Source organism: Nonomuraea sp. NPDC049607 (genome assembly GCF_040675375.1).
GTDB lineage: Bacteria > Actinomycetota > Actinomycetes > Streptosporangiales > Streptosporangiaceae > Nonomuraea.
Genome location: NZ_JBFAOV010000014.1, coordinates 161,584 through 181,516 on the forward strand (window position 1 = coordinate 161,584; position 19,933 = coordinate 181,516).

At 71.9% G+C, this 19,933-nt stretch carries 24 protein-coding genes; 11 read left to right on the forward strand and 13 right to left on the reverse strand.

Features of this window, described 5'->3' with window-relative positions; translation table 11 throughout:
- Nucleotides 1–15 precede the first annotated feature (15 nt).
- Nucleotides 16–1,047: a hypothetical protein gene (locus tag AB0J97_RS26890; RefSeq protein ID WP_364093022.1), complete on the forward strand. Its 1,032-nt coding sequence runs from the start codon at nucleotides 16–18 to the stop codon at nucleotides 1,045–1,047.
- Between the two features lie 31 nt (nucleotides 1,048–1,078).
- Here the strand turns inward: AB0J97_RS26890 and AB0J97_RS26895 are convergent, their stop codons facing one another.
- Nucleotides 1,079–1,981 (reverse strand): hypothetical protein, encoded by a 903-nt coding sequence (locus AB0J97_RS26895; RefSeq protein WP_364093025.1) that lies wholly within the window; start codon nucleotides 1,979–1,981, stop codon nucleotides 1,079–1,081.
- Entirely contained in the window at nucleotides 1,978–2,289 is a 312-nt protein-coding gene (locus AB0J97_RS26900; protein WP_364093289.1) for a PadR family transcriptional regulator, read from the reverse strand. The genes AB0J97_RS26895 and AB0J97_RS26900 overlap by 4 nt, the downstream gene beginning before the upstream one ends.
- Before the next feature lie 259 nt (nucleotides 2,290–2,548).
- Between AB0J97_RS26900 and AB0J97_RS26905 the strand changes: the two genes are divergently transcribed.
- Nucleotides 2,549–4,030, forward strand: coding sequence for an alpha/beta fold hydrolase (locus AB0J97_RS26905; protein WP_364093028.1), 1,482 nt, complete (start codon nucleotides 2,549–2,551; stop codon nucleotides 4,028–4,030).
- A 185-nt stretch (nucleotides 4,031–4,215) separates the two neighbouring features.
- Here the strand turns inward: AB0J97_RS26905 and AB0J97_RS26910 are convergent, their stop codons facing one another.
- The 3 genes from AB0J97_RS26910 to AB0J97_RS26920 form a co-directional block, all read right to left on the reverse strand.
- Nucleotides 4,216–4,887 carry an NUDIX domain-containing protein gene (locus AB0J97_RS26910; RefSeq protein ID WP_364093031.1) on the reverse strand — a complete coding sequence of 224 codons (672 nt, stop codon included), beginning with the start codon at nucleotides 4,885–4,887 and terminating at the stop codon, nucleotides 4,216–4,218.
- A gap of 310 nt (nucleotides 4,888–5,197) precedes the next feature.
- Nucleotides 5,198–5,425: a 4-oxalocrotonate tautomerase family protein gene (locus AB0J97_RS26915; protein ID WP_357701873.1), complete on the reverse strand. Its 228-nt coding sequence runs from the start codon at nucleotides 5,423–5,425 to the stop codon at nucleotides 5,198–5,200.
- A 104-nt stretch (nucleotides 5,426–5,529) separates the two neighbouring features.
- Nucleotides 5,530–6,000 (reverse strand): MarR family winged helix-turn-helix transcriptional regulator, encoded by a 471-nt coding sequence (locus AB0J97_RS26920; RefSeq protein ID WP_364093035.1) that lies wholly within the window; start codon nucleotides 5,998–6,000, stop codon nucleotides 5,530–5,532.
- A 142-nt stretch (nucleotides 6,001–6,142) separates the two neighbouring features.
- Between AB0J97_RS26920 and AB0J97_RS26925 the strand changes: the two genes are divergently transcribed.
- Nucleotides 6,143–6,790, forward strand: a complete 648-nt coding sequence (locus AB0J97_RS26925; protein ID WP_364093038.1) for a nitroreductase family protein — start codon at nucleotides 6,143–6,145, stop codon at nucleotides 6,788–6,790.
- Here AB0J97_RS26925 and AB0J97_RS26930 read toward each other — a convergent pair.
- Nucleotides 6,735–6,947, reverse strand: a complete 213-nt coding sequence (locus tag AB0J97_RS26930) for a hypothetical protein (RefSeq protein ID WP_364093040.1) — start codon at nucleotides 6,945–6,947, stop codon at nucleotides 6,735–6,737. The two genes, AB0J97_RS26925 and AB0J97_RS26930, sit on opposite strands and share 56 nt — an antisense overlap.
- 864 nt (nucleotides 6,948–7,811) lie before the next feature.
- On the reverse strand, nucleotides 7,812–8,087 hold the full coding sequence (locus tag AB0J97_RS26935; protein ID WP_357701883.1) for a hypothetical protein: 276 nt from the start codon (nucleotides 8,085–8,087) through the stop codon (nucleotides 7,812–7,814).
- Nucleotides 8,088–8,326: 239 nt separating this feature from the next.
- Between AB0J97_RS26935 and AB0J97_RS26940 the strand changes: the two genes are divergently transcribed.
- From AB0J97_RS26940 to AB0J97_RS26955, 4 genes are all read left to right on the forward strand, one after another.
- Nucleotides 8,327–8,602, forward strand: a complete 276-nt coding sequence (locus AB0J97_RS26940; protein WP_364093044.1) for a hypothetical protein — start codon at nucleotides 8,327–8,329, stop codon at nucleotides 8,600–8,602.
- Between the two features lie 171 nt (nucleotides 8,603–8,773).
- Complete coding sequence (locus AB0J97_RS26945) at nucleotides 8,774–8,953, forward strand: hypothetical protein (RefSeq protein WP_364093047.1); 180 nt, start codon at nucleotides 8,774–8,776, stop codon at nucleotides 8,951–8,953.
- A 289-nt stretch (nucleotides 8,954–9,242) separates the two neighbouring features.
- Nucleotides 9,243–10,391, forward strand: coding sequence for a histidine kinase (locus tag AB0J97_RS26950; RefSeq protein WP_364093050.1), 1,149 nt, complete (start codon nucleotides 9,243–9,245; stop codon nucleotides 10,389–10,391).
- Nucleotides 10,388–11,104, forward strand: coding sequence for a response regulator transcription factor (locus AB0J97_RS26955; protein ID WP_364093053.1), 717 nt, complete (start codon nucleotides 10,388–10,390; stop codon nucleotides 11,102–11,104). The genes AB0J97_RS26950 and AB0J97_RS26955 overlap by 4 nt, the downstream gene beginning before the upstream one ends.
- Here AB0J97_RS26955 and AB0J97_RS26960 read toward each other — a convergent pair.
- From AB0J97_RS26960 to AB0J97_RS26970, 3 genes are all read right to left on the reverse strand, one after another.
- Nucleotides 11,069–12,193, reverse strand: coding sequence for a lipase (locus tag AB0J97_RS26960; RefSeq protein ID WP_364093056.1), 1,125 nt, complete (start codon nucleotides 12,191–12,193; stop codon nucleotides 11,069–11,071). The two genes, AB0J97_RS26955 and AB0J97_RS26960, sit on opposite strands and share 36 nt — an antisense overlap.
- A gap of 136 nt (nucleotides 12,194–12,329) precedes the next feature.
- Nucleotides 12,330–12,839 (reverse strand): hypothetical protein, encoded by a 510-nt coding sequence (locus tag AB0J97_RS26965; RefSeq protein WP_364093058.1) that lies wholly within the window; start codon nucleotides 12,837–12,839, stop codon nucleotides 12,330–12,332.
- A gap of 80 nt (nucleotides 12,840–12,919) precedes the next feature.
- Complete coding sequence (locus AB0J97_RS26970) at nucleotides 12,920–13,258, reverse strand: peptidase inhibitor family I36 protein (protein ID WP_364093061.1); 339 nt, start codon at nucleotides 13,256–13,258, stop codon at nucleotides 12,920–12,922.
- A gap of 174 nt (nucleotides 13,259–13,432) precedes the next feature.
- Here AB0J97_RS26970 and AB0J97_RS26975 point away from each other — a divergent pair, with 174 nt between their 5' ends.
- Together AB0J97_RS26975 and AB0J97_RS26980 are read left to right on the forward strand one after the other, a co-directional pair.
- Nucleotides 13,433–14,308 (forward strand): alpha/beta hydrolase, encoded by an 876-nt coding sequence (locus AB0J97_RS26975; RefSeq protein ID WP_364093064.1) that lies wholly within the window; start codon nucleotides 13,433–13,435, stop codon nucleotides 14,306–14,308.
- On the forward strand, nucleotides 14,299–15,477 hold the full coding sequence (locus tag AB0J97_RS26980) for an MFS transporter (RefSeq protein ID WP_364093067.1): 1,179 nt from the start codon (nucleotides 14,299–14,301) through the stop codon (nucleotides 15,475–15,477). The genes AB0J97_RS26975 and AB0J97_RS26980 overlap by 10 nt, the downstream gene beginning before the upstream one ends.
- A gap of 78 nt (nucleotides 15,478–15,555) precedes the next feature.
- Here the strand turns inward: AB0J97_RS26980 and AB0J97_RS26985 are convergent, their stop codons facing one another.
- Nucleotides 15,556–16,707 (reverse strand): epoxide hydrolase family protein, encoded by a 1,152-nt coding sequence (locus AB0J97_RS26985; RefSeq protein ID WP_364093070.1) that lies wholly within the window; start codon nucleotides 16,705–16,707, stop codon nucleotides 15,556–15,558.
- A 63-nt stretch (nucleotides 16,708–16,770) separates the two neighbouring features.
- Here AB0J97_RS26985 and AB0J97_RS26990 point away from each other — a divergent pair, with 63 nt between their 5' ends.
- Entirely contained in the window at nucleotides 16,771–17,748 is a 978-nt protein-coding gene (locus tag AB0J97_RS26990) for a WYL domain-containing protein (RefSeq protein WP_364093073.1), read from the forward strand.
- Between the two features lie 125 nt (nucleotides 17,749–17,873).
- On the opposite strand, the gene AB0J97_RS26995 is transcribed toward AB0J97_RS26990, so the two are convergent.
- The gene (locus tag AB0J97_RS26995; RefSeq protein ID WP_364093076.1) at nucleotides 17,874–18,476 is read right to left on the reverse strand and encodes an ABATE domain-containing protein; all 603 of its coding nucleotides are present in this window, start codon (nucleotides 18,474–18,476) and stop codon (nucleotides 17,874–17,876) included.
- 67 nt (nucleotides 18,477–18,543) lie between these two features.
- Here AB0J97_RS26995 and AB0J97_RS27000 point away from each other — a divergent pair, with 67 nt between their 5' ends.
- Complete coding sequence (locus AB0J97_RS27000) at nucleotides 18,544–18,933, forward strand: RidA family protein (RefSeq protein WP_364093079.1); 390 nt, start codon at nucleotides 18,544–18,546, stop codon at nucleotides 18,931–18,933.
- Nucleotides 18,934–19,344: 411 nt separating this feature from the next.
- On the opposite strand, the gene AB0J97_RS27005 is transcribed toward AB0J97_RS27000, so the two are convergent.
- Complete coding sequence (locus AB0J97_RS27005) at nucleotides 19,345–19,893, reverse strand: TetR/AcrR family transcriptional regulator (RefSeq protein ID WP_364093082.1); 549 nt, start codon at nucleotides 19,891–19,893, stop codon at nucleotides 19,345–19,347.
- Nucleotides 19,894–19,933 lie beyond the last annotated feature (40 nt).

Below are 19,933 nucleotides of genomic sequence, written 5' to 3' on the forward strand. Positions count from 1 at the left end.
ACGAAAGGAGCCCGTATGAAGCGAGGAACGGCCCGTCTCGGCGCACGCCTGGCGGGAGCCGCGCTGCTCTTCACGACCACGCTGACGGTGATGACGGCGGCCCCCGCCCACGCCGGCCCCGCCGACGCGATGCGCCGGTGCGCCGGGGGCCAGATCGCCAACCACGACATCCCCCATCTGATCGTCTGGGGCAACGGCGGCGGCGGGGTTCCCGTGGGCCGCGACCCGGGCAACATCATCGACCCGGGTGACGTGTTCCAGATCGTTCCGGACCTGAGTTCACGCGTGGACCCCGACAGCTGGGAGGGCGGGACCGTCGGCCCCGACGGCAACGGGCAGGTCGCGCCGCAGGGGTGGCCCTACCCCGGCCTGGCCCAGTACTCGGCCGTGCTGCGCTTCAACAACAACCCCGCAGGCTGGACGAGCGACGGGCAGCAGGCGACGGCGTTCAACCGGTGCACGGTCTTCCAGGACAACGCCCCGGCCAGGTTCTCCTTCGGCGTGAACGACCCCGGCCCCGGCGACAACCGCGGCGCCTGGACCTTCCATGTGCTGATCTGGAAGGCGTCCGCCCCGACCACCGGTCCCATGGACAGGTGCAGCCGCAACCTGCCGGCGACCGGGCCTCGGGACCGGGCCGACACCTCCTTGGCGGTCGCCGGCAACGGCAGTTTCGGCAGCTTCCCGGCGGGGGCCACGCCGGGCAACTTCCTGCGGCAGGGGGACGTCCTGCGCCTCGAACCCGACTACGCGAGCCGGGCGCGCATGGACTACTTCTTCGCCGACCACGGTCCCAACGGCACCGACAGACTGGCCGCCGCCTCCGGCTGGCCGTACCCCGACCTGTTCGAGTTCTCGCCCGTCCTGCGCTTCAACAACAACCCGGTCGGGTGGGTGGGCGCTCCCATGCAGGCGACGGCGTTCGGAGGATGCCTGCTCTGGACCGACGCCCTGCCCGTCCGGCTGCTGTTCGGGGTCAACGATCCCGATCTGTCGGACAACTCCAGACAGTGGAACTTCCGGATCCGGATATACGGACGTGACTAGCGCCCCGGCGACGTTCCGAACCAGCCCGGCTTCAGGCGACGTGACCCGCCGAGGAAGGAGTGAGCAGAGGCCGTTCGACGACCACCAGCGGGAGAGTTCGCGCCGGATAGACCACCAGCGCGAGATGGTCCGGCGCTCCACCGACGAGTCCGCGCGCCCGGCTTGCCGGAGCGGTCACACCTTGGCGTGCACCCGGCGCGCGGCGACCAAGGAGGCCACGACCAGAGCGGTGAGCACGCTCCAGTACAGGAAGCCGCGGGCGCCGGTCACCAGCAGGTTCTCGGCCAGGTAGAGCAGGCCGGGTAACAGGTACACGGCGGACGCCAGCGCCCAGCGGGACGAGCAGCCACCGGGCCGACCGGGCGGGCATCGTCGCGCCCCACCGTCGGGCCCTCCCGGACCCGCGGTCCGCGCCCGCCCGTCGCACGGCGAGCACCGCCGACGCGGCCGCGACCACCCAGTAGGGCGCGACCGGCGCGAGGTCGCCGTACAGGGGGCCGAGGTCGAGCGCCGGGATGAGCCCCGGGATCATGGGCTGGCTGGTCCACAGCGCGGCGAAGGTCGCGAGGCAGGCCGCGACCCGCATCCAACCCCGCACCAGCGCCACCATCAGGACGATCCCCAGCGCGGTCCACGTCTTGAAGATGAAGTACGGGAGAACGGGAAGCTGCGCGAAGGTCACCAGCGCCACGACGAGCGCGCCGAGGTGCAGGCCGTCGCGCCACGACGGCACTCCGGACGCGCGGGCGGCCAGGACGCGTGCGGTGAACCCGCCGGCGAGGAGATGCAGCGTCTCGCGGAGCGACGGCCGACGGGCCCCGGGCGGGGCCGCCTCCAGCAGCGTGCCGATCAGCTCCTCGCCGTGCTCGGCCCGGTACTCCTTCGGATAGGCGCGCAGAAGGCGGCGGTACCGCAGTTCGAGAACATGGTTCATGCGCTCGGCACCCCGTTCGGCCGCAGGACGAGTGCGGCGGCGCGCTGGAACCGGGCCGCCTGGGCGCGGACGGCGTGCACGCCGTCGTCGGTGATCCGGTAGTAGCGTCGTGGACGCCCGTTGACGGTCTCCTCGCGGTCCAGCCGCACCCAGCCGGTCTCGGAGAGCCGGTCGAGCGCGCTGTACAGAGTGCCGACGGCGAGGTCGACCTCGCCGAGCGACTGCGTCCGGGCCCGTTTGATGATCCCGTATCCGTGGAGCGGTTCCTGCATCAAGGCGACGAGGATGAAGTACGTCGCCTCCGTCATACCGATCACGGTTCGACCATATGTCGACCGTCGAAGTATGGAGTAGGGGTCGGCTGGACGGCAGAAGTGATCTACAACGTAAAGGCGCTCGCGACGTGCCCGAAGCCGTCCAGCCGCTTCGGGCTCTCGCGCGAGCCGCGATCACCGTCTACGTGGCCTTGGGTCACCCTGCAGACTAGGACCGGGGTCCTGGATCGCCTCTGCTGGAACCGTCTCAAGGCAGGAAGAAGTCGGCCGCCCGCGACGGCACGCTGGGATCATGATCACGATACACGCGCGGAACCCTGGTGAGCGCCACGGCGGCGAACGCCGTGGGAGCAGGTGGCCGGTCATCGCCGTAGCCGCGGCGGTGCTGATCGGGATGGCCCCGGCGGCGTCGGCTGCCGGGAATGACGGACCGCTGAGATGGCAGGACTGCGAGAGCGAGGGCGTACCCGCGGGCATGCAGTGCGCTGCGATCGATGTCCCCGTGGACTGGGCGAAGCCGCAGGGACGGAAGATCACGCTGGAGCTGGCCCGGTTGCCGGCCACTGAGCCGCCACGCCGGCTCGGCAGCGTCCTGGGCATCTCCAGCGGTTATGGGATCCAGGACCTGACCCGTTCCGCGGCGGATCTCACCGAGCTGCGACGCACGTTCGATCTGGTCGGCTACAACACGCGTACCACCACGTGGATCGCACACATGCCCCAGGCATGCACGCAGCCAGGGGTTTCCCTGCACGATCCGCGCGACGCGAAGGAGCTCGCGGCGCTGGCCGCGGCGATGAACGACGCGTTCGAGGAGTGTCAGAAGGCGGACACGACGGGGCTGTTCGCGCACCTGGATGCTCTGTCGATCGCCAGGGACACCGAGGCGATCCGTAAGGCGCTGGGCGAAGAGCGGCTGAGCTTCATGGCCAGCGGCATCGGCGGGTCCGCGGCCGCCGCTTATGCCCGGTTGTTTCCCCAGCGCATCCGGGCCATGTACCTCGATGGAGTGAACAATCAGACCGAGGGCTGGCCCGCGCAGCGGCTGCTGAGCCTGCCGGTCATGCAGCGGATGTTCACCAGGTTCGCCGACTGGTGCGCGGAGACTCCCGCCTGCGCGCTGCATGGCCAGGACGCCGAGGCGGTGTGGCGCAGGCTCCTGCGGTATGCCGACCGCCATCCGATTTCGGTCACCTCATCCCAGTACGGCAAGGGGAAGCTCACCGGATGGCTGTTGACATCCACCCTCCCCCTCGCCCCAGGGCCGGAGAACGCCAACTGGCTGACCTTCGCGGCCGCGGTGGACAAGGCGCGGAGCGGGGACGGGTCAGGGTTCGCCGATCAGGCGCTCTTCAACGCGCGGTATTCGGCAACGCCCGGGGCACAGGTGATGAGCTGCGGGGACGACCGCGGATACACCAGCTATGCCCAGCTTGAGGACTTCCGCAGGAGAGCGCGGAAGATCGCACCTGAGTACGCGGGAGCGGCCATCGACGCGCTCGGCTGCACAGGCTGGCCACTGCCGGTCGCCAATCCATCCCGCCCGCTGCTCACGCGGGGTCTGCCGCCCTTCCTGGGGGTGGGCACCACGTGGTTCGACCACACCTCGACCAAGAGCTTCACCAACATGATCCCGGGATCGGTGGCCATCGCCTATGACGGACCCGGTCACGTCATGTACCTGTCAGGCAAGAAGTGCCCGATCCGGCACGCCACCAGGTACCTGACCGACCTGACACTTCCAGAACCGGGCACAGTCTGCCCCGCCGAATGATCGACGCTCAGAGCCGGGTCAGGGGGGCGTCGGTGTCCTCGGCTCACGTCTGCACAGCACCTGCCCGTCTCGTCGACAAGTAGGTCTGAACGAACTCGGCTCGAAATCGTCCGTGACGAGATGTCGTCTCACAGGTCAACCGGCTGCCTACCGCCATATCCCCTGACGCCCGGCTCGGCGAGGGTTCACAGTCCGCCGGCGGCGGGGGAGAAGGGGCCGTTCAGGGCCGCCCACTGCAGCAGCATGATGGTCTTGGCGTCGGCGATCTCCCCGTCCCTGATCAGGTCGAGGGCGTGGTCGAAGTCGAGCTCGACGACCTCGATGTCCTCGCCTTCCTCGGCGACCCCGCCACCCTGTGCGGTGCGGGTCGCGGCACTGTACGGCGCGGCGTAGAAGTGCAGGCGTTCGGTGACCGATCCCGGGCTCATGTAGACGGAGAAGACCCGTTCGACCTCGCCGACGGTGTGGCCGGTCTCCTCGGCGGCCTCGCGCCGGATCGCCGCCTCCGGCGCTTCGTCGTCCAGCAGGCCGGCCGCGGTCTCCAGGAGCATCCCGTCGGGATGTCCGTTGACGTAGGCGGGGTAGCGGAACTGCCGGGTCAGCAGGACGGTGCGGCGGGCGGGGTCGTAGAGCAGGACGGTCGCGCCGTTGCCGCGGTCGTAGGTCTCCCGCTGCTGGGTGCTCCAGTGGCCGTCGGCGTGCTGGTAGTCGAAGGTGGTGGCACGCAGCACGTACCAGTTGCAGGCCAGCAGCCGCACGTCGCGCACGCGTACCCGGGGGTTGCCGGTCAGGTCGCGTCCCGCCTGGTCCAGGCCGGTACGGCCGCGCCGGTCCGGTACGTCGACCCCCTCCGTCACGACGACCTTCCACTTCGGGCGGACGCGCCTGCCGGGCTGGTCGTCGCCGAGGTCCCGTCCATGCGGACGGCAGGAGGCCGTCGGGCCGATCGTGCGCTCATCTCGCCCTTTCGTCTGGGGGCCCGGCGGGCCGGTGATCACAAAGTATGGCAGGAACTTCCCGCATATCAGCAGGGCTGCCACTGCCTCACGATCTTCCCCCGCAGACTCGTACCATGACCTCAAACGCACGCCCTTCGCTGGTGCCCGGCTGTCCGGCGGCAGTTACGAGCCGCGCACCGAACCGGTGACGCCTACCGGCTGAGGGGCGTCATCCTGATCGCGTGCCCGAGGCCAGCGCCTTGACCTCCGCGGCCGTCACAGGCTTCCCGCCGACACCCCAGTCGCCGTCCTTGATCTCCTCGACGACGACCACGGTCAGGGGGCGCATGTGCTCCCCCTCGATGGCGACGATCGCGTCGGTCAGCTTCGCCACCATCTCGGCCTTCTGCGTGGCGCTGAACACGCCCTCGATCACCTTCACGTTGACGAGTGGCATGGGGTCCCCCTCCCTCTCGATGCGGTGCACCGACGGCACCTCACGCCGTGAGGGCGACCTGCCCGTGGGGGTCAGGGACAAACTCCGCACCCGGGTGAAGGCCGTCAGGTGCCGGTTCCCAGGAGTTTGCCGAGGAGCGTGCTCAATTGGTGGCGTTCGTCGGGTGTGAGGGGTTGGAAGGTGTCTTCGAGGAAGGCCGGGATCGACGTCTGCGCCTGGGCCAGCCGCCGTCGGCCCAGGTCGGTGAGGGTGACGGCGTAGGAGCGGCGGTCGCGGGGGTTGCGCTCCCTGCGTACGAGGCCCTGCTGTTCGAGGTCGTCGCAGACGCTGACCATGACGCTGCGGTCGATGCGCAGCTCTTCGCTGAGCGTCTGCTGGGAGCACGGGCCGACGGCGTCGAGCATCTGGAGCACGAGGTGCTGGCCGACGCCGAGCCCTTCCTCGCCGGCGTGGGCGTCCGCGGCGCGGGCCACGGCGGCCGAGGCCCGGCACAGCGCGATGTCCAGCCGCTCGGCCGCCAGTCGCGGGAAGTACGTCGCCCGCGTGCGGCCGGGGTTCTTGGTCGTGGGGGCCATCGATCTCCTTTTCGCTCCGGTCAGGAGCCTACACCGCATTCATCTGACTACCAATCGTTTGACAGCAGATGATTTGCAGGCATACGTTCCCGGTCGAACGACGTCCCGCACCCGTTCCCGCCGTCTGACAAGGAGATCCGTCGTGACGCTGAACCTCACCCCTGACGAACTGCTGAGCACCACCCGCGCCGTCCGCAAGCGCCTGGACTTCACCCGGCCGGTTCCTCGCGAGCTGATCGAGCAGTGCGTGGACCTGGCCGTCCAGGCACCCACCGGGCGTAACCGGCAGCGCTGGCACTTCATGGTCGTGACCGAGGCCGGGCAGCGCCGGGCCGTGGCCGACGTCTTCCGGCGCGCGCTGGCCGTGGCCGCGGGGCAGCCGTTGAGCGAGCGTGACCTGTGGCGCATGAGCTACCACGCCGGCTCCACCGAGCGGGTCTTCGACGGCCTGCGGCATCTGGCCGCCAACGTTCACCGGGTGCCGGCGTTCGTCATCCCCGGCGTGGAGGGCCGCACCGACCGCCGGCCGGTGGCCGAGCAGGCGGGCACGTGGGGGTCGATCCTGCCCGCGGTGTGGAGCTTCATGCTGGCCGCGCGGGCGCGCGGCCTCGGCACCGTGTGGACGACCGCGCAGGCGCCGCTCGAACGGGAGCTGGCCGGGGTGCTCGGCGTGCCGTACGAGGAGGTCATGCTGGCGGCGTTCATCCCGCTGGCCTTCACGCTCGGCACCGACTTCAGGCCCGCTCCCCGCATTCCCCGCGAGGAGGTGCTGCACTGGGACCGGTGGTGAGCCGGACGAGCGAGGCCGTAGCGCCCTGGCGGAAGGCGAGGGCGGCGGCCAGGCAGGCGACGGGGATGACGGGCAGCACGTGCCGGTGGTCGAAGTCCAGGACCGCGACCGGGCCGACCAGCAGGCCCATCGCCGTGGCCCACGGCAGCAGCGCCACGCGGGGACGCCGGACCCCCGCCCACCGCCCCGTCGCGCAGGTCGAGTGCGGAGCCGCCGTCGGGCCGGTAGTGCAGGCACTTCGAGTACCAGGTCGAAGCGCCCTGGAAGCGCCACTGGAAGCGCACGTGGTCGGCGCCCGGGTAGGGGTTTCCGTTGTTGACGATCACCCAGAACGCCTTCCCGTCCGGGACCACCCCAGGGGTCTGGTACTTCAAGTAGCTCGGGACGGGGTCGCCGCCGTAGAGGCAGACGTTGCCCGAGTTGCAGCCGTTCCAGGCGCTGCCCGCAGCCGCCGGGGACGCGGCGACCAGAGACAGGACGGTCGCTGAGGCGAGTGCCGCCGCTCCGGTCCGAAGGAGCACTTTGATCATGCCGGTCGTTCCTTTCACGAGGGGCCCATCCATGTGGCGAAGCCCGTGCGTACCGGTGGTCGGAGCCAGTTCATCCCGCCGGGCCCGGGATCGTCACCCCGTTCCGGCCTGAGCGGGAACACGCAGGTCGAGGCCACCGTCGATCAGGTTCTGAGTTGACTGTGGTCGTGACGACCGCGGACGCGATCACGAGCAAGGGCATCGTGCGGATCGTCCTCACCGGAGAGGACCTGGCCCGCGTGCGCATCGCCGGCCCGGCGGACGCGAGGTGCTGAGCCTGCACATACTGCAGCGTCCAGGCGGTGGCCGTTGACGTGCGTGTTCCCGCCATGGCCGGAACAGGGTGACGCCTCTGGGGTCGGCGGTGCCGTCGTAGCACCGGTCGGCGCGAGCGCCCCTTGACCTTCACGTGCAAGTACACCGGCGGCAACGTCCGCAGCGAGCAGCGGAGACGGCGAATCGGTCAATGCCGCCGGCGCTTGCAGGGGGGATCAGCAGTTCAGGCCGCTGACGATGCCCAGCTGGGGTGTCGGGTTGATGACCGCGCAGTTGTAGGTGCCCCCCGGGATGGTGATCGAGCCGGGTCCCGACCCTGCCCCCGTGCAGCCGGAACCCAGGATGTGGTAGCCGACGACGTCCCCCAGGTAGGTACGGGAGCCGCTGGCGCAGACCCATGAGCTCATCGCATAGGCGGACGACGCGGGCACGGACGCCACGGCCAGGGCGAAGGCCGAGACGATGGCGAGCCGTCTGGCTGATGTGATCACGGACTTCCCTTTCCTTCGAAGGGACGGAGTATCACTTCTGTGCCCCGCGCCCCGTCGCGCGCCACCCGGGGACGATGTCCGATACCGGACGCGATCACGAGACGCGGCCTTTCGCCCGATCGATCGGCGGCTCGACGTGCTCACTCGCCGGTAGGGCCCCCGGCCCGCCCACTGCTGATGAGAGTCAAGGCCGGTGCCTTCACCGGGGCGCCGGCGATGCCGCCGCCGATGCCCCAGACGTGGCCCGCGCGGTGGCGCTGTTCGTCGAGCAGTGGCCGGCCCCGCACCCCGACCCCGGGCACTGGGAACGCAGCATCCGGGAGTACGGCGCCCCCCTGCGCACGGTCTACCGGCGCTACCCGCGCGCGCTGCTGGTCTCCCTGGACGAACAGCTCGGTGAGCAGCCGATCCACCAGGCCCGTCTCCTCCACGCCGACGCCTTCCTGGGCATGCTGCGGGCCATCGGGCTCGGCGTCATCGTGCGTGACCTGCTGGCGCCGCCGGGCTCGGGGTGAAGTCCCCGAGCTCCGGCCGCCCGGCTACTCGGGAGGGGCGGGAACGGCGTCGGTCCAGCCCGACTCCACGATCGCCAAGTAGTCCAGCCCTCGCACAGGAGCTTGCGCAGGCCCTCCGGATCGGTGGGCAGGTTCTGCAGCTCCTGGTAGGTGAAGTGACCGAGGCCGCCGATGTCGAACACGCCGCCGCTCCGGGCGTCCGGGGCGTCCTCCGTCCAGGGGCCGGCCTTGGACGTGATCGTCCTGGTGCGGTCCGACGAGCGGATCTCCCAGCTCGACGGGGAGCCCGCCGCGCGCCAGGCGTCGGCGTCGGCCCTGGTCTGGGGTTCGGCGGGGAAGTCGCGGCCGTAGAAGGACGTGCCGTCGTCACGGCTGCGTCCCGTCCAGCTGAAGAACTCGGCGCGCTCCTCCACGACGTACCCGCCGGGATCGATCCCGCCGCCGGGCAGGTGCCACAGACCTGGCGTGAAGACGGGCGAGGCCTCCGACGACCGAGCCGGCAGCAGCCGATCGTCCTGCACGGCGATCGCGTACGCCGCAACGCGGGTTCTCACCTGATCGTCCACGAACCCCGATCGTAGGGCCCTTCTGCCACGCGCCCCCCGGTACGTCGTGGCGCCGCGGGTTCTAGGGTGGGCGCATGGCCGAACGGCGTCCCTTGATCGTGCGCAGGCTGCGACCGGGACACTGGGTCGCCGTCGACGCGTTCGCGGCCGTCGCCCTGGCCGCCGGGTTCTCGGCGGCGGCGGTGCTGGTGCCGGAGTCCGCCCGGGTGCCGCCGTACGCGGTCGTGCCGGTGGTCGCGCTGGCCTGCCTGCCGCCGGCGTTGCGGCGCCGGTGGCCGGTGCCGGTCTGCGCGCTGGTCCTGGTGGCGGCGGTGCTCGCGCCGCTCGCCGGGTGGGAGGAGGCGTTCGTGCCGTTGGCGGTGGCGCTGCACGCGGTGGCGCTGCTGGAAGCGCGCCGGACGGCGGTGGCGGCGCTGGTGGCCGCGCTTGCGGTGACCGCCGCCGGGGCCGCGGTCGGCTCGCCCTCGTGGGCGGAGGCGGCCTCGGCGTGCGCGTTCGCCTGGCCGGTGCTCGCTCTGGCGTGGACGATCGGGCTCGCCGTACGGGAGCAGCGCGCGTCCGCGGCACAGGCCGTCGCGCGGTCGGCGCAGGCCGCGGCCACGGCGGAACGGCTGCGCATGGCTCGTGACGTGCACGACGTCGTCGCCCACAGCATGGCCCTGATCTCCATGCGGGCCGGCATAGCCAACCACGTCGCCGCCACGCACCCCGAGGAGGCCGGCGAGGCCCTGTCGATCATCGAGGAGACCAGCCGGAAGGCGCTGGCCGACCTGCGCGACCTCCTCGGCCTGCTCCGCGACGCCTCGGGGGATCAAGGCGGCCCGCCGCACCTGCCGGACTCGCTGCGCGAGCTGGTCGCGGCGATCCCGGACGGCGACGTACGGGTGGAGCTCGACGTCGATCCCGGCCTCACGCTCGACGGCGAGGCGGCCCTCGTCGTCCATCGTCTCGTGCAGGAGTCGCTGACCAACGTGCTCAAGCACGCCGGGCCGGGCCGCTGCCGGGTGGCCGTCGGCGTCCGGGCGGCGGGCGAGCTGGTGGTCGAGGTCGTCGACGACGGCCGCGGGGGCGTGCCGCGTCAGGGGGGCCACGGGCTGGCGGGGCTGCGGGAGCGGGTGATCCTGTACGGCGGGACGTTCTCGGCCGGACCCGAGCCCGCGGGCGGCTTCGCCGTCCGGGCGAGGCTGCCGTTGCCCGGCGGCTCCAGGGCGGGCGAGCGATGAGCACGTTGACGGTGCTGGTCGCCGACGACCAGGCGCTGCTGCGCGCCGGGCTGCGCAGGCTGATCGACACCGCCCCCGACCTGGAGACCGTCGGCGAGGCCGGAACAGGGCGGCAGGCCGTGGAGCTGGCCCGCGGCCTGCGTCCCGACCTGGTGCTCATGGACGTCCGCATGCCCGGCCTCGACGGCATCAAGGCCACCGAGCTGATCCGCGCCGACCCGGTGACCGCCGGGACGCGGGTGGTGATGCTGACCACCTTCGATCTCGACGAGTACGTCTACGGGGCGTTGCGGGCCGGAGCCAGCGGCTTCCTGTTGAAGGACACCCGGCCGGGCGACCTGCTGGAGGCGCTGCGCGTGGTGGGGGAGGGGCAGGCGCTGCTGGCCCCGTCGGTCACCACGCGGCTGATCGGGGAGTTCGCCCGGCGTGAGCCCGCCGGGATCCCGGCCCGGCTGGCGGCGGGGCTGACCCGGCTGTCCGGCCGGGAGCGGGAGGTGCTGCTGCTGGTGGCTCGCGGGCTGACCAACCCGCAGATCGCCGAGCGGCTCGGCATCGGGCAGGCGACGGTCAAGACCCATGTCCGCAGCCTGCTGGCCAAGCTCGCCGCGCACGACCGGGCGCAACTCGTCATCGCCGCCTACGAGGGCGGCGTCGTCACGGCCGGCGGGCGGGCGCCGTCAGCGGCGGTAGGAGACTTCGGGGAAGGCGGCTGACGGTCCCCGCAGCAACGCCTGCGGACGGCCGCGCAGGGTCTCCTCGAAGAAGGCGAGCGGGTAGGCGCGCTGGAAGGCCAGCGCCCGCGCGGCCGGGATCGTGCCGACGACCTCCTCCAACTGCTCCTTCCCCAGCCCCAGCGGCCCGGCCGACAAGGGGATGAGCAGGACGTCGTCGCCGAAGGAGTTGTGCGCCGCCCCCTTGACGGTCACGTTGAGCCGCCAGCCCCGCAACCCATCCCAGAAGGTGCGCAACGTCGGATTGGTGGCCATGCCGCCCTTGCCGTCGGTGTCGACCACCATGTACGGCCGGTCGAGGCCGGACTGCGCGACCTTGCCGAAGACGGCGCCGTCCAGGCCGAGCCCGGCCTTGATCCGCGGGTCGGCGTACATGGCGGAGGAGGTGGCCGCGCCGCCGAGGGAGTGCCCGAACATGCCGATCCGTTCGAGGTCGAAGAGCGGCCTGCCGTTCCGTCCGGGCAGCTTGTCCTCCAGGGCGGGCAGGCTGTCCAGGACGAAACGCACGTCGGCCACCCGGACGTCGACGGCCTTGGCGAAGTCGGTCACCTCGGGGCCCGCCTCCACCCGGCCGCCGGGGAACTCCACCACCGCCGCGTCATAGGGATGATCGACGGTGACCACCGCGTAACCCCGGCTGGCCAGCTCCTCGGCGACGCCGGTCCCGTACGCGCGCGAGGCGTTGGCGCCCGGCGAGTACAGGACGACCGGCAGTCTGCCCAGGCTCGTGTCGGCGGGCGCGCCCTCGTGGCCGTCGGTCCTGTCCAGCAGCACCGAGCCCGGCTCCAGGTCGTTCATCTTCAGGTACCGGTCCGCCGCCGCCTTCGGCATCCAGGGGGCGACCGGGTGGGCCTGTGCGTCTCTGGCCGGGTACCACAGGCTGACCATCAGCTCCCGCTTCCTGCCGGAGCCGTTCCAGGGGTCCGGGCGGGACTGGTCGACCAGGTGGACCGAGACGGTCCCCACCGGATGCGGGCCCGTCGGCTTCGGGATCGTCAGGCGCTGCGGCGGGGTGGAGCCGCATCCGGCCAGGGCGAGGGCCAGGGCGGTGATGATGAGTGCACGTTTCACCCTGCTAACGCTGCCGGTCGGGTACGGCGGCCACCTCTGGCGCGAGGAGGACATCCGGCTCAACCCAGGAGGGTAGAGCTCGCCGGAGATCCCCTTCAGGGATGACCGAATCACCGGGCAGCCGCGGACGCAACCGCTACAGATCGCTCAACGCGGACAGAACCCGCCCGATCCAGGCGAACAACCGCAGGACCTGCCGGAAGGGCCAGACCGCCACCCAGAAGACCGGTTCGAGCCACCGGAACGGGCCGAGGAGCCAGGCGAGGACCAGCGCGACCTCGTCCGGGTCCAGCGACCGCAGAACCCAGCACCACCCCCGGTGCCCCCACCTGCGGTGCAGCACGAACGACACCAACGTGGGCGGCATCGCCAGACCCGCCGCGAGCGCGAGCGCGGACGGCCCCATCAGCCAGATCCCGGCCGCCGCCCACAGCAGCCCGTACATCCCCCACTGGACGGCCAGGTCGCCCAGCAGCCGGCGCATCCCGCCTTCCGACCGGACGTGCCGCGCCAGGCACGCGGGCCGGCGCGCGCACACGTCGGGCAACGAGGTGTCGAGGGGGATCGCCGGCCGCTCGGGCTGGGGCGGCACGGACGCCTCGGACGGGCCTTCTCTGCGGCTGAGCGGATGAAGAGCGTCGTTCATCCGCCCTGATCTACCAGTGCCTCCTTGTGATCCACTGGTGATCGCCAGTCGGGCCCGGGTGCCCGCGGGTCATGGAGCACTCACTGGAAGGCGACCGACTCGATCCGGAGAGGCCGCGCGAAGTTGGTGCGGCGGCCAGGTGACACGACCTCTTCCGGTTCACCGTCGCAGTCCTGGTTGGTGTAGAGCGAGGCGAGCCTCTTGCTGCGGTTCCCGGCCGATCGGGCTCGGAACGCTGCGTCGACGGTCACGCAGCCTGCTTCTTCGGGGGCCGGCACCGGCTGTACCTGGCCGGTCTGGTTGAGGCCGGACCACAGGTTCAGAGCATCGGCGGCTCGGGTGGCGGAGGCGCCGGGGGCGGCGCCGGCGAGGAGGGCTCCGGTCGCGAAGGCGGCGGCAGCGAGAGCGGACAGACGCATCAGGGGGATCTCCTTCGGTGGACGGCGAGACAACAAAATGTTACGCAAAGTAGTTGAATCATTACAGTGCGATGTCTCTTACTGTCTGGGCCTCTAATGGCATTCGAAGGATTTGACGCATTAGATCATGTACGGCTATAACTAACGCATCATTCCTAACAGAAGGCATTAGTGATGACGTACCCCCTGGTAGCCCGCACCGCCCATCGCACACTCGACGTCGATGGCGTCCGGGTCTTCTACCGCGAGTCACTGCCCGAACGGGCCGACGCGCCGGTGCTGCTGCTCCTGCACGGCTTCCCGTCGGCCTCGCACCAGTTCCGCCGCCTCATCGACGTGCTGGGCGCCCGCTACCGGGTGATCGCCCCCGACTACCCCGGATTCGGCCACACCGAGGCCCCGGCCGGCTTCACCTACTCCTTCGACCGGCTCGCCGACGTCACCGAGGGCTTCGTCCAGCGGCTCGGCCTGACCCGCTTCGTGATGTACGTCTTCGACTTCGGCGCCCCCGTCGGCTTCCGGCTCGCCGAGCGGCACCCCGAATGGATCGCCGGCCTGGTGGTGCAGAACGGCAACGCCTACACCGAGGGCCTGTCGGACGGAGCCCGCGACTTCGTCGCCCTGCGCCCCGAGACCCCCGGCGCCGAGGACGCCATCCGCGACCTGCTCACCCTGCCCGGCACACGCGGCCAGTACGAGACCGGCGTCACCGACCCCGAGCTGATCGCCCCCGAGGGCTGGACCCTCGACCAGCACTTCCTCGACCTGCCGGGCCGCAAGGAGGCCCAGGTGGCCCTGGCGTTCGACTACCACTCCAACGTGGAGCGCTACGACCGGTGGCAGGCCTGGCTGCGTAAGCACACCCCGCCCACCCTCATCACCTGGGGTGTCAACGACCCGTTCTTCCCCGAGCCCGGCGCCCGCGCCTACCTGCGCGACCTGCCCGACGCCGAGATCCACCTGCTGGACACCGGCCACTTCGCCCTGGAGGACCACCTGCCCCACATCGCCCCGCTCATCGCCGACTTCCTGGACCGTGTGTGGGGCTGACCGGGCGGCGTCCCGCGGTGGGGCCGGCGGTGCTGTTCACGGTGGCGTTGACCACGATCACCACCGAGACGCTGCCGATGGGTCTGCTGCCGCAGATGAGCCACGGCCTCGGGGCCTCGCAGGACCTGATCGGCTGGCTGGTGGGCGGCTACTCACTGATCATCATCGCGGTGACCATGCCCCTCGCGACGGCGACCGCACGGCTGGACCGCCGCCGGCTGCTGGTGATGATCATGGGGTTGTTCGCCGTGGGCAACGCGCTGCTGGCCGTCGCCCCGAACTATCCCATCGCCCTGCTGGCCCGCCTGGTGACCGCCTCCGGGCACGGGGTGCTGTGGTCGGCCATGGCCGGGTACGCCGCCTCCCTGGTCACCCCCGACAAGGCGGGACGGGCGGTGGCCGTCGTGTTCGCCGGCAACTCGGCCGCGCTGACCGCGGGCGTCCCGCTGGGCACGCTCCTGGGCCAGGCGGCCGGATGGCGCACCGGCTTCGCGGTCCTGAGCGGCCTGTCGGTCCTGCTCATGGTCGCCGCGAGGAGCCTGCTGCCCGGACGGTCCGCGTCCCCCGCCCCCAGCGGGCTGCGGGAAGCACTGCGGCTGCCCTCGGTACGGATCGTCACGGCGGCCACGGCCCTGGTCATGCTGGGGCAGTTCACCCTCCACACCTACCTGGTGCCCTACCTCGGCGACGCCGATCAGAGCGGCACGGCCACCACGGCCGCGCTGTTCGTCTTCGGCGCCGCCGGAATCCTGGGAGTCTGGGCCGCCGGCCTGCTGGCCGACCGGGGAGCCGGCCGCTACCTGCTGGTCACGCTCGCCCTGCACGCGACCGCCGTCGCGGTGCTGCCGGTCACCGGCGGGGCGGTCACCATCGCCGCGATCGCCGTGTGGGGCCTGGCGTACGCGGCCCTGCCGACCCTGCTCCAGACCTTGGCGCTGAAGACGGCGCCGCACGCCGTCCCGGCCGCCTCCACGCTGTTCATCATCGCCTTCAACGTCGGCATCACCGCCGGCTCGGCGCTCGGCGGCCAGACCCTGAGGCACCTGGGCCCGGGGCCGCTGCCGGTCGCGGCCGTGCTCCCGGTCCTGGCCGCCGCGGTCACCGTCGCCGTGGGACTCCGCCGGGCGCGCAGGACACCTCACCTGGCGGTCGTCCGTCCCGGTGCGTGACCGAGGACGGACACGGTCGCCACCGGCGCGCCCTCTACCCTCGGGGGATGGTCGCTCCAGCGGGCTCCCGCCGTCCGGTCAGCCCAGGGTCCGGAAGAACGCCCGGAGGTCGGCGATCAGCAGGTCGGGGGTCTCCAGCGCGGCGAAGTGGCCGCCCCGCTCGAACTCCGTCCAGCGCACCACCTTGTGCGCCTGGTCGGCCAGCGGGCGGACCGAGAAGTCCGTGGGGGAGAGCGCGACCGCGGTCGGCACCGTCCCGCGCGCCTTCGGGGCCCACATGCTGAAGTCGTTGAAGCGTTCGTAGTAGGTGTGGGCCGCCGAGCCCGCGGTGCCGGTGAACCAGTAGATGCTCACGTCGGCGAGGATCCGGTCCCGGTCCACCGCGTCCTCGGGGAGTTCGGCGGCCGGGTCCGTCCAGTCCTTGAACTTCTCCACGATCCAGGCGAGCTGGCCGGCGGGGGAGTCGTGCAGCGCGGCCGCGACCGTCTGCGGGCGCGTGCCCTGGACCTGCATGTACGCGCCCAGCTTCGCCTGCCACTCCTGCATCCCGGCCAGCCGCGCGCGCTCGGCGTCGCTCAGCGAGCCCATGACCGCCGCATCGCCGCCGGGGAACGTGAGCAGGCCGTTGACGTGCACGCCGATGACATCGTCGGGCGCGGCGCGTCCCACCAGCGGGGCGATGAACGCGCCGACGTCGCCGCCCTGCACGCCGTACCGGTCGTGGCCGAGCCTGGACATCAGCTCCGCCATCGCCGCGGCGGTGCGGCCGTCCGTCCAGCCGGTGCCGGGCAGCGGGCCGGAGAAGCCGTAGCCCGGCAGCGACGGGACCACCAGGTGGAAGGCGTCGGCGGCCTCGCCGCCGTGGGCCACCGGGTCGGTGAGCGGGCCGATCAGGTCGAGGAACTCGACGACCGAGCCGGGCCAGCCGTGCAGCAGCAGGAGCGGGACGGCGTCGGGCTCGGCGGAGCGTACGTGCAGGAAGTGCACCTGCGTGCCGTCCACGACGGTGGTGAACTGCGGGTACGCGTTGAGCGCCGCCTCCTGGGCGCGCCAGTCGAAGCCGTCGGCCCAGTACGCGGCCAGCTCCCGCAGGTAGCCGGTCGGCACGCCGCGCTCCCAGCCGGTGCCGGGCACCTCGGGGGCCCAGCGGGTACGGCGCAGCCGTTCGTGCAGGTCGTCGAGGTCGGCCTGCGGGACATCGACGCGGTAGGGCTGGATGTCGTTCGTCATGTCCGTGACGGTATTGGGCATTGGTGTCAGCTTCGGGCACCAATGGCGGCCACAATGGTGCCCATGTTGGAGACCTCCGCCCGGCTGCTGCGCCTGCTGTCACTCCTTCAGGCGCGCACGGACTGGACCGGCGCCGAACTCGCCGACCGGCTGCGCGTCGGCCTGCGCACCGTGCGGCGCGACGTCGAACGGCTGCGCGAACTCGGCTATCCGGTGGACGCCACCCCGGGGGTGGCCGGCGGGTACCGGCTCGGGGTGGGGGCCGCGTTGCCGCCGCTGCTGCTCGACGACGAGGAGGCCGTGGCGGTGGCGATCAGCCTGCGTACGGCCGCGACCGGCAGCGTCGCCGGCCTGGAGGAGGGGGCGGTGCGGGCGCTGGCCAAGCTCCAGCAGCTCCTGCCCTCCCGGTTGCGGCACCGGGTGGAGGCGTTCCGCGCGGCGACCGTCGCGCTGCCCGGGGCGGCCGGTCCGGAGGTCGGCGCCGACCTGCTGGCCGCGATCGCCGCCGCGTGCCGCGACCTGCGCCGGGTGCGGCTGCGCCACCGGGGGCGCGACGGCGTCACCGTACGCGAGGTCGAGCCGCACCGGCTGGTGCACACGCCGCGCCGCTGGTACCTGGTGGCGTGGGACGTGGCCAAGGACGACTGGCGTACCTTCCGGGTCGACCGGATCGAGGAGCCGCTCGGGCCACTGGGGGCGCGCTTCACGCCGCGCCTGCGGCCGGAGGAGGACGTGGCCGCCCACGTCTCGCACGCCATCACCTCGGCGCCGTACGCGTACCAGGCCCGCGTTCTCTTCCACGCGCCGCTGGAGGCGGTGGCGCCGCGCACCTCACCCGCCGCCGGCCGGCTGGAGCCCGTGGACGCGCGCACCTGCCTCTTCACGGCCGGCTCGAACTCGCTGCACGAGCTGGCGGTGCACGTGGCGGCGAAGGGGTTCGACTTCGAGGTGCTGGAACCGCCGGAGCTGGTCCCGGTGCTGCGAGAGGTCCGCGACCGCCTCGACCGGGCCGTCTCAAGGGGAACCAGAAGATGGAGGTGATCGAGCGCGACCTGCTCGACGGCTAGACGGACCTGATGGCCGCCGCCATGCGGCCGTACTCCGGGCTCACGCGGGAAGCCCTCCGGCTGCGCTGCGTCGGCGTGCTGGGCGCGGCCGAGGCCGGGTCACGGCTCCAGGGCCTGGCGGGCGCGCAGGGCGCGCAGCTTGTGACGGTTTCCGCAGCGTTCCATCGCGCACCAGCGGCGGGCGCCGGGCCGGGACGTGTCGACGAACACCAGCGGGCAGTTGTCGCCGGCGCACTCGCGGATGCGTCCGGCGAACGGCCCGGACAGCAGCTCGATCGTCTCCCGAGCCAGGGCCGACAGCGCCTGCGTGGCCCGCACCGGCGGCGCCCATCCGGCGGTGATGCCGTCGTCGGCCAGTTCGGGGACCGGCGGCGCCGCGCTCGCGGCCCGGTTGATGGTGGCGACCGCCTCCTTGGGAAGCGGGCGACCGGCCGCCCGGGCGTGGGCCGCGTCCCAGATCGCCTGGCGCAGGGTCTTGGCCGCCGTCAGCTCGCGGGCGGTCACGGTGGCCGTCATGACCACCGCCAGTGGCGGCTGGGCCAGCCATTCGGCCAGGTCGGCGGGCTCGTGGAGGCTCTCGAAGATCGCGTATCGGCCCTCGCCGCCCGTGTGGGCGAAGTCGAGGCAGACGGCGCCGGCGTCGAACCGGAACGACCCGCCCTTGGGGTCGTGCAGGATCCGCCCGGTTGCGTTCAATCGCATGACACCACTATAACTGGTGTCGCAACGAAACCCCTATAACCGGTTTCAAGATTCGAGGAGAGCGCACATGGGCGTACGGCACATCAACCCCGAGGGGCTCCACCGCAGCCCGGCCTTCAGCCAGGCCGTCGTGGTCGAACAGCCCGCCAAGACCATCTACATCGGCGGGCAGAACGGCGTCGGCGCCGACGGCAAGGTCGTCGGGCCCACGGTCGGCGACCAGGCCAGGCAGATCTTCCGCAACCTGGTGACGATCCTGGAGAGCGAGGGCGCGAGCCTGGCGAACATCGTGCACTGGCGCATCGCCGTGCTCGACGGTCACACCTTCGACGAGGGGGTGGCCGCCTTCCAGGAGGTGTGGAACCGGGCCGACCCGCCGCCCGCCATCACCGTCCACGTCGTGGCCGGCCTGGGCCCCGGGTTCCTCGTGGAGGTCGACGCCGTCGCCGTCGTGTGACGCCCTCGAAGGCGGGCCCGGTTCGCCGCCGGGTGCGACTCGGCGGACATTCCTCGCCGCCTCCGCGCCCACTGACGGCCGCACCTCACGAAGTCACGGTCCGCCGGACCGTCAACGAGATCTCGGATCATGGCGCACCACCGCCCGTGGGCGGCGTCCGATCGCCCGCCATGGAGTCCGACCTCCGCCTCGGGCCCGAGGGGCTGCAACGGTTGGTCAACGGCCACCTCCTCACCTTCGCCGGGTTCCTGCTGCCGGCCGGCCGACCTCTACGGACGCAGGCGCACGTTCGTCGCCGCGCCGGCGTTCCGGGTCTGCGCCGCGGTCGTCATCGCCGGAGCGGTGGCCGTGCTCGCTCTGCCGAACACCTCGAAGGAACGCGCCTGACCCGCGTCCGTCGTCGGGCCCCGCTCACACAAGGCCCGTGAGCAGGGCGTCAAGACCCGCCTTCACGACGGACGCCGCACGCCCCCGGTGGGCGATCAGGTTGGCCGCGATCGGCGCGAGCAGGGCGTCGGCGAGGAACCCCGCGTCGGCCTCCGGCTTGATCCGTGCGATCAGCACGACCAGGTGCTGGTGGTACGCCTCGTAGGCGCCGCCGAAACGCGCGAACTCCCCGGCGGTCTCGGCCATCAGCAGCAGGTCGAGCTGGGCGAAGGTGCGATCGGTCAGCGCGTGCAGGAAGGCGCGGACCCGCTCGATCTCCGGCGCCCCGGGCCCCAGAGGGGGAGCGCCGGTCAGGAACGCCTGCTGGAACTCGCGCTCCTTCTCGTCGATGAGCGCGTACGCCAGCCCCGACCGGTCGCCGAACCGCCGGTACAGCGTGCCGATCCCGACGCCCGAGGCGGCCGCGACGTCGGCCATGGCCAGCCCCTTCATGCCCTCGGTGGCGACGATCTCCGCGGCCGCGGCAAGGATCTTCGCTCGGTTCCTGGCGGCATCGGCCCGCTCCTGTGGCACGTGTTCACCTTATCGGGCTGGAAAAGCGGAACGCATTCCG

Coding starts and splice junctions, on each gene's coding strand:
- AB0J97_RS26970 (WP_364093061.1), bottom strand. CDS start 13,258: ATGCGTCTGTCCGCTCTCGCTGCCGCCGCCTTCGCGACCGGAGCCCTC.
- AB0J97_RS26945 (WP_364093047.1), top strand. CDS start 8,774: ATGTCGAACACGCCGCCGCTCCGGGCGTCCGGGGCGTCCTCCGTCCAG.
- AB0J97_RS26955 (WP_364093053.1), top strand. CDS start 10,388: ATGAGCACGTTGACGGTGCTGGTCGCCGACGACCAGGCGCTGCTGCGC.
- AB0J97_RS26915 (WP_357701873.1), bottom strand. CDS start 5,425: ATGCCACTCGTCAACGTGAAGGTGATCGAGGGCGTGTTCAGCGCCACG.
- AB0J97_RS26905 (WP_364093028.1), top strand. CDS start 2,549: ATGATCACGATACACGCGCGGAACCCTGGTGAGCGCCACGGCGGCGAA.
- AB0J97_RS26990 (WP_364093073.1), top strand. CDS start 16,771: ATGTTGGAGACCTCCGCCCGGCTGCTGCGCCTGCTGTCACTCCTTCAG.
- AB0J97_RS26975 (WP_364093064.1), top strand. CDS start 13,433: ATGACGTACCCCCTGGTAGCCCGCACCGCCCATCGCACACTCGACGTC.
- AB0J97_RS26920 (WP_364093035.1), bottom strand. CDS start 6,000: ATGGCCCCCACGACCAAGAACCCCGGCCGCACGCGGGCGACGTACTTC.
- AB0J97_RS26895 (WP_364093025.1), bottom strand. CDS start 1,981: ATGAACCATGTTCTCGAACTGCGGTACCGCCGCCTTCTGCGCGCCTAT.
- AB0J97_RS26965 (WP_364093058.1), bottom strand. CDS start 12,839: ATGAACGACGCTCTTCATCCGCTCAGCCGCAGAGAAGGCCCGTCCGAG.
- AB0J97_RS26900 (WP_364093289.1), bottom strand. CDS start 2,289: ATGACGGAGGCGACGTACTTCATCCTCGTCGCCTTGATGCAGGAACCG.
- AB0J97_RS26995 (WP_364093076.1), bottom strand. CDS start 18,476: ATGCGATTGAACGCAACCGGGCGGATCCTGCACGACCCCAAGGGCGGG.
- AB0J97_RS26985 (WP_364093070.1), bottom strand. CDS start 16,707: ATGACGAACGACATCCAGCCCTACCGCGTCGATGTCCCGCAGGCCGAC.
- AB0J97_RS27000 (WP_364093079.1), top strand. CDS start 18,544: ATGGGCGTACGGCACATCAACCCCGAGGGGCTCCACCGCAGCCCGGCC.
- AB0J97_RS26890 (WP_364093022.1), top strand. CDS start 16: ATGAAGCGAGGAACGGCCCGTCTCGGCGCACGCCTGGCGGGAGCCGCG.
- AB0J97_RS26950 (WP_364093050.1), top strand. CDS start 9,243: ATGGCCGAACGGCGTCCCTTGATCGTGCGCAGGCTGCGACCGGGACAC.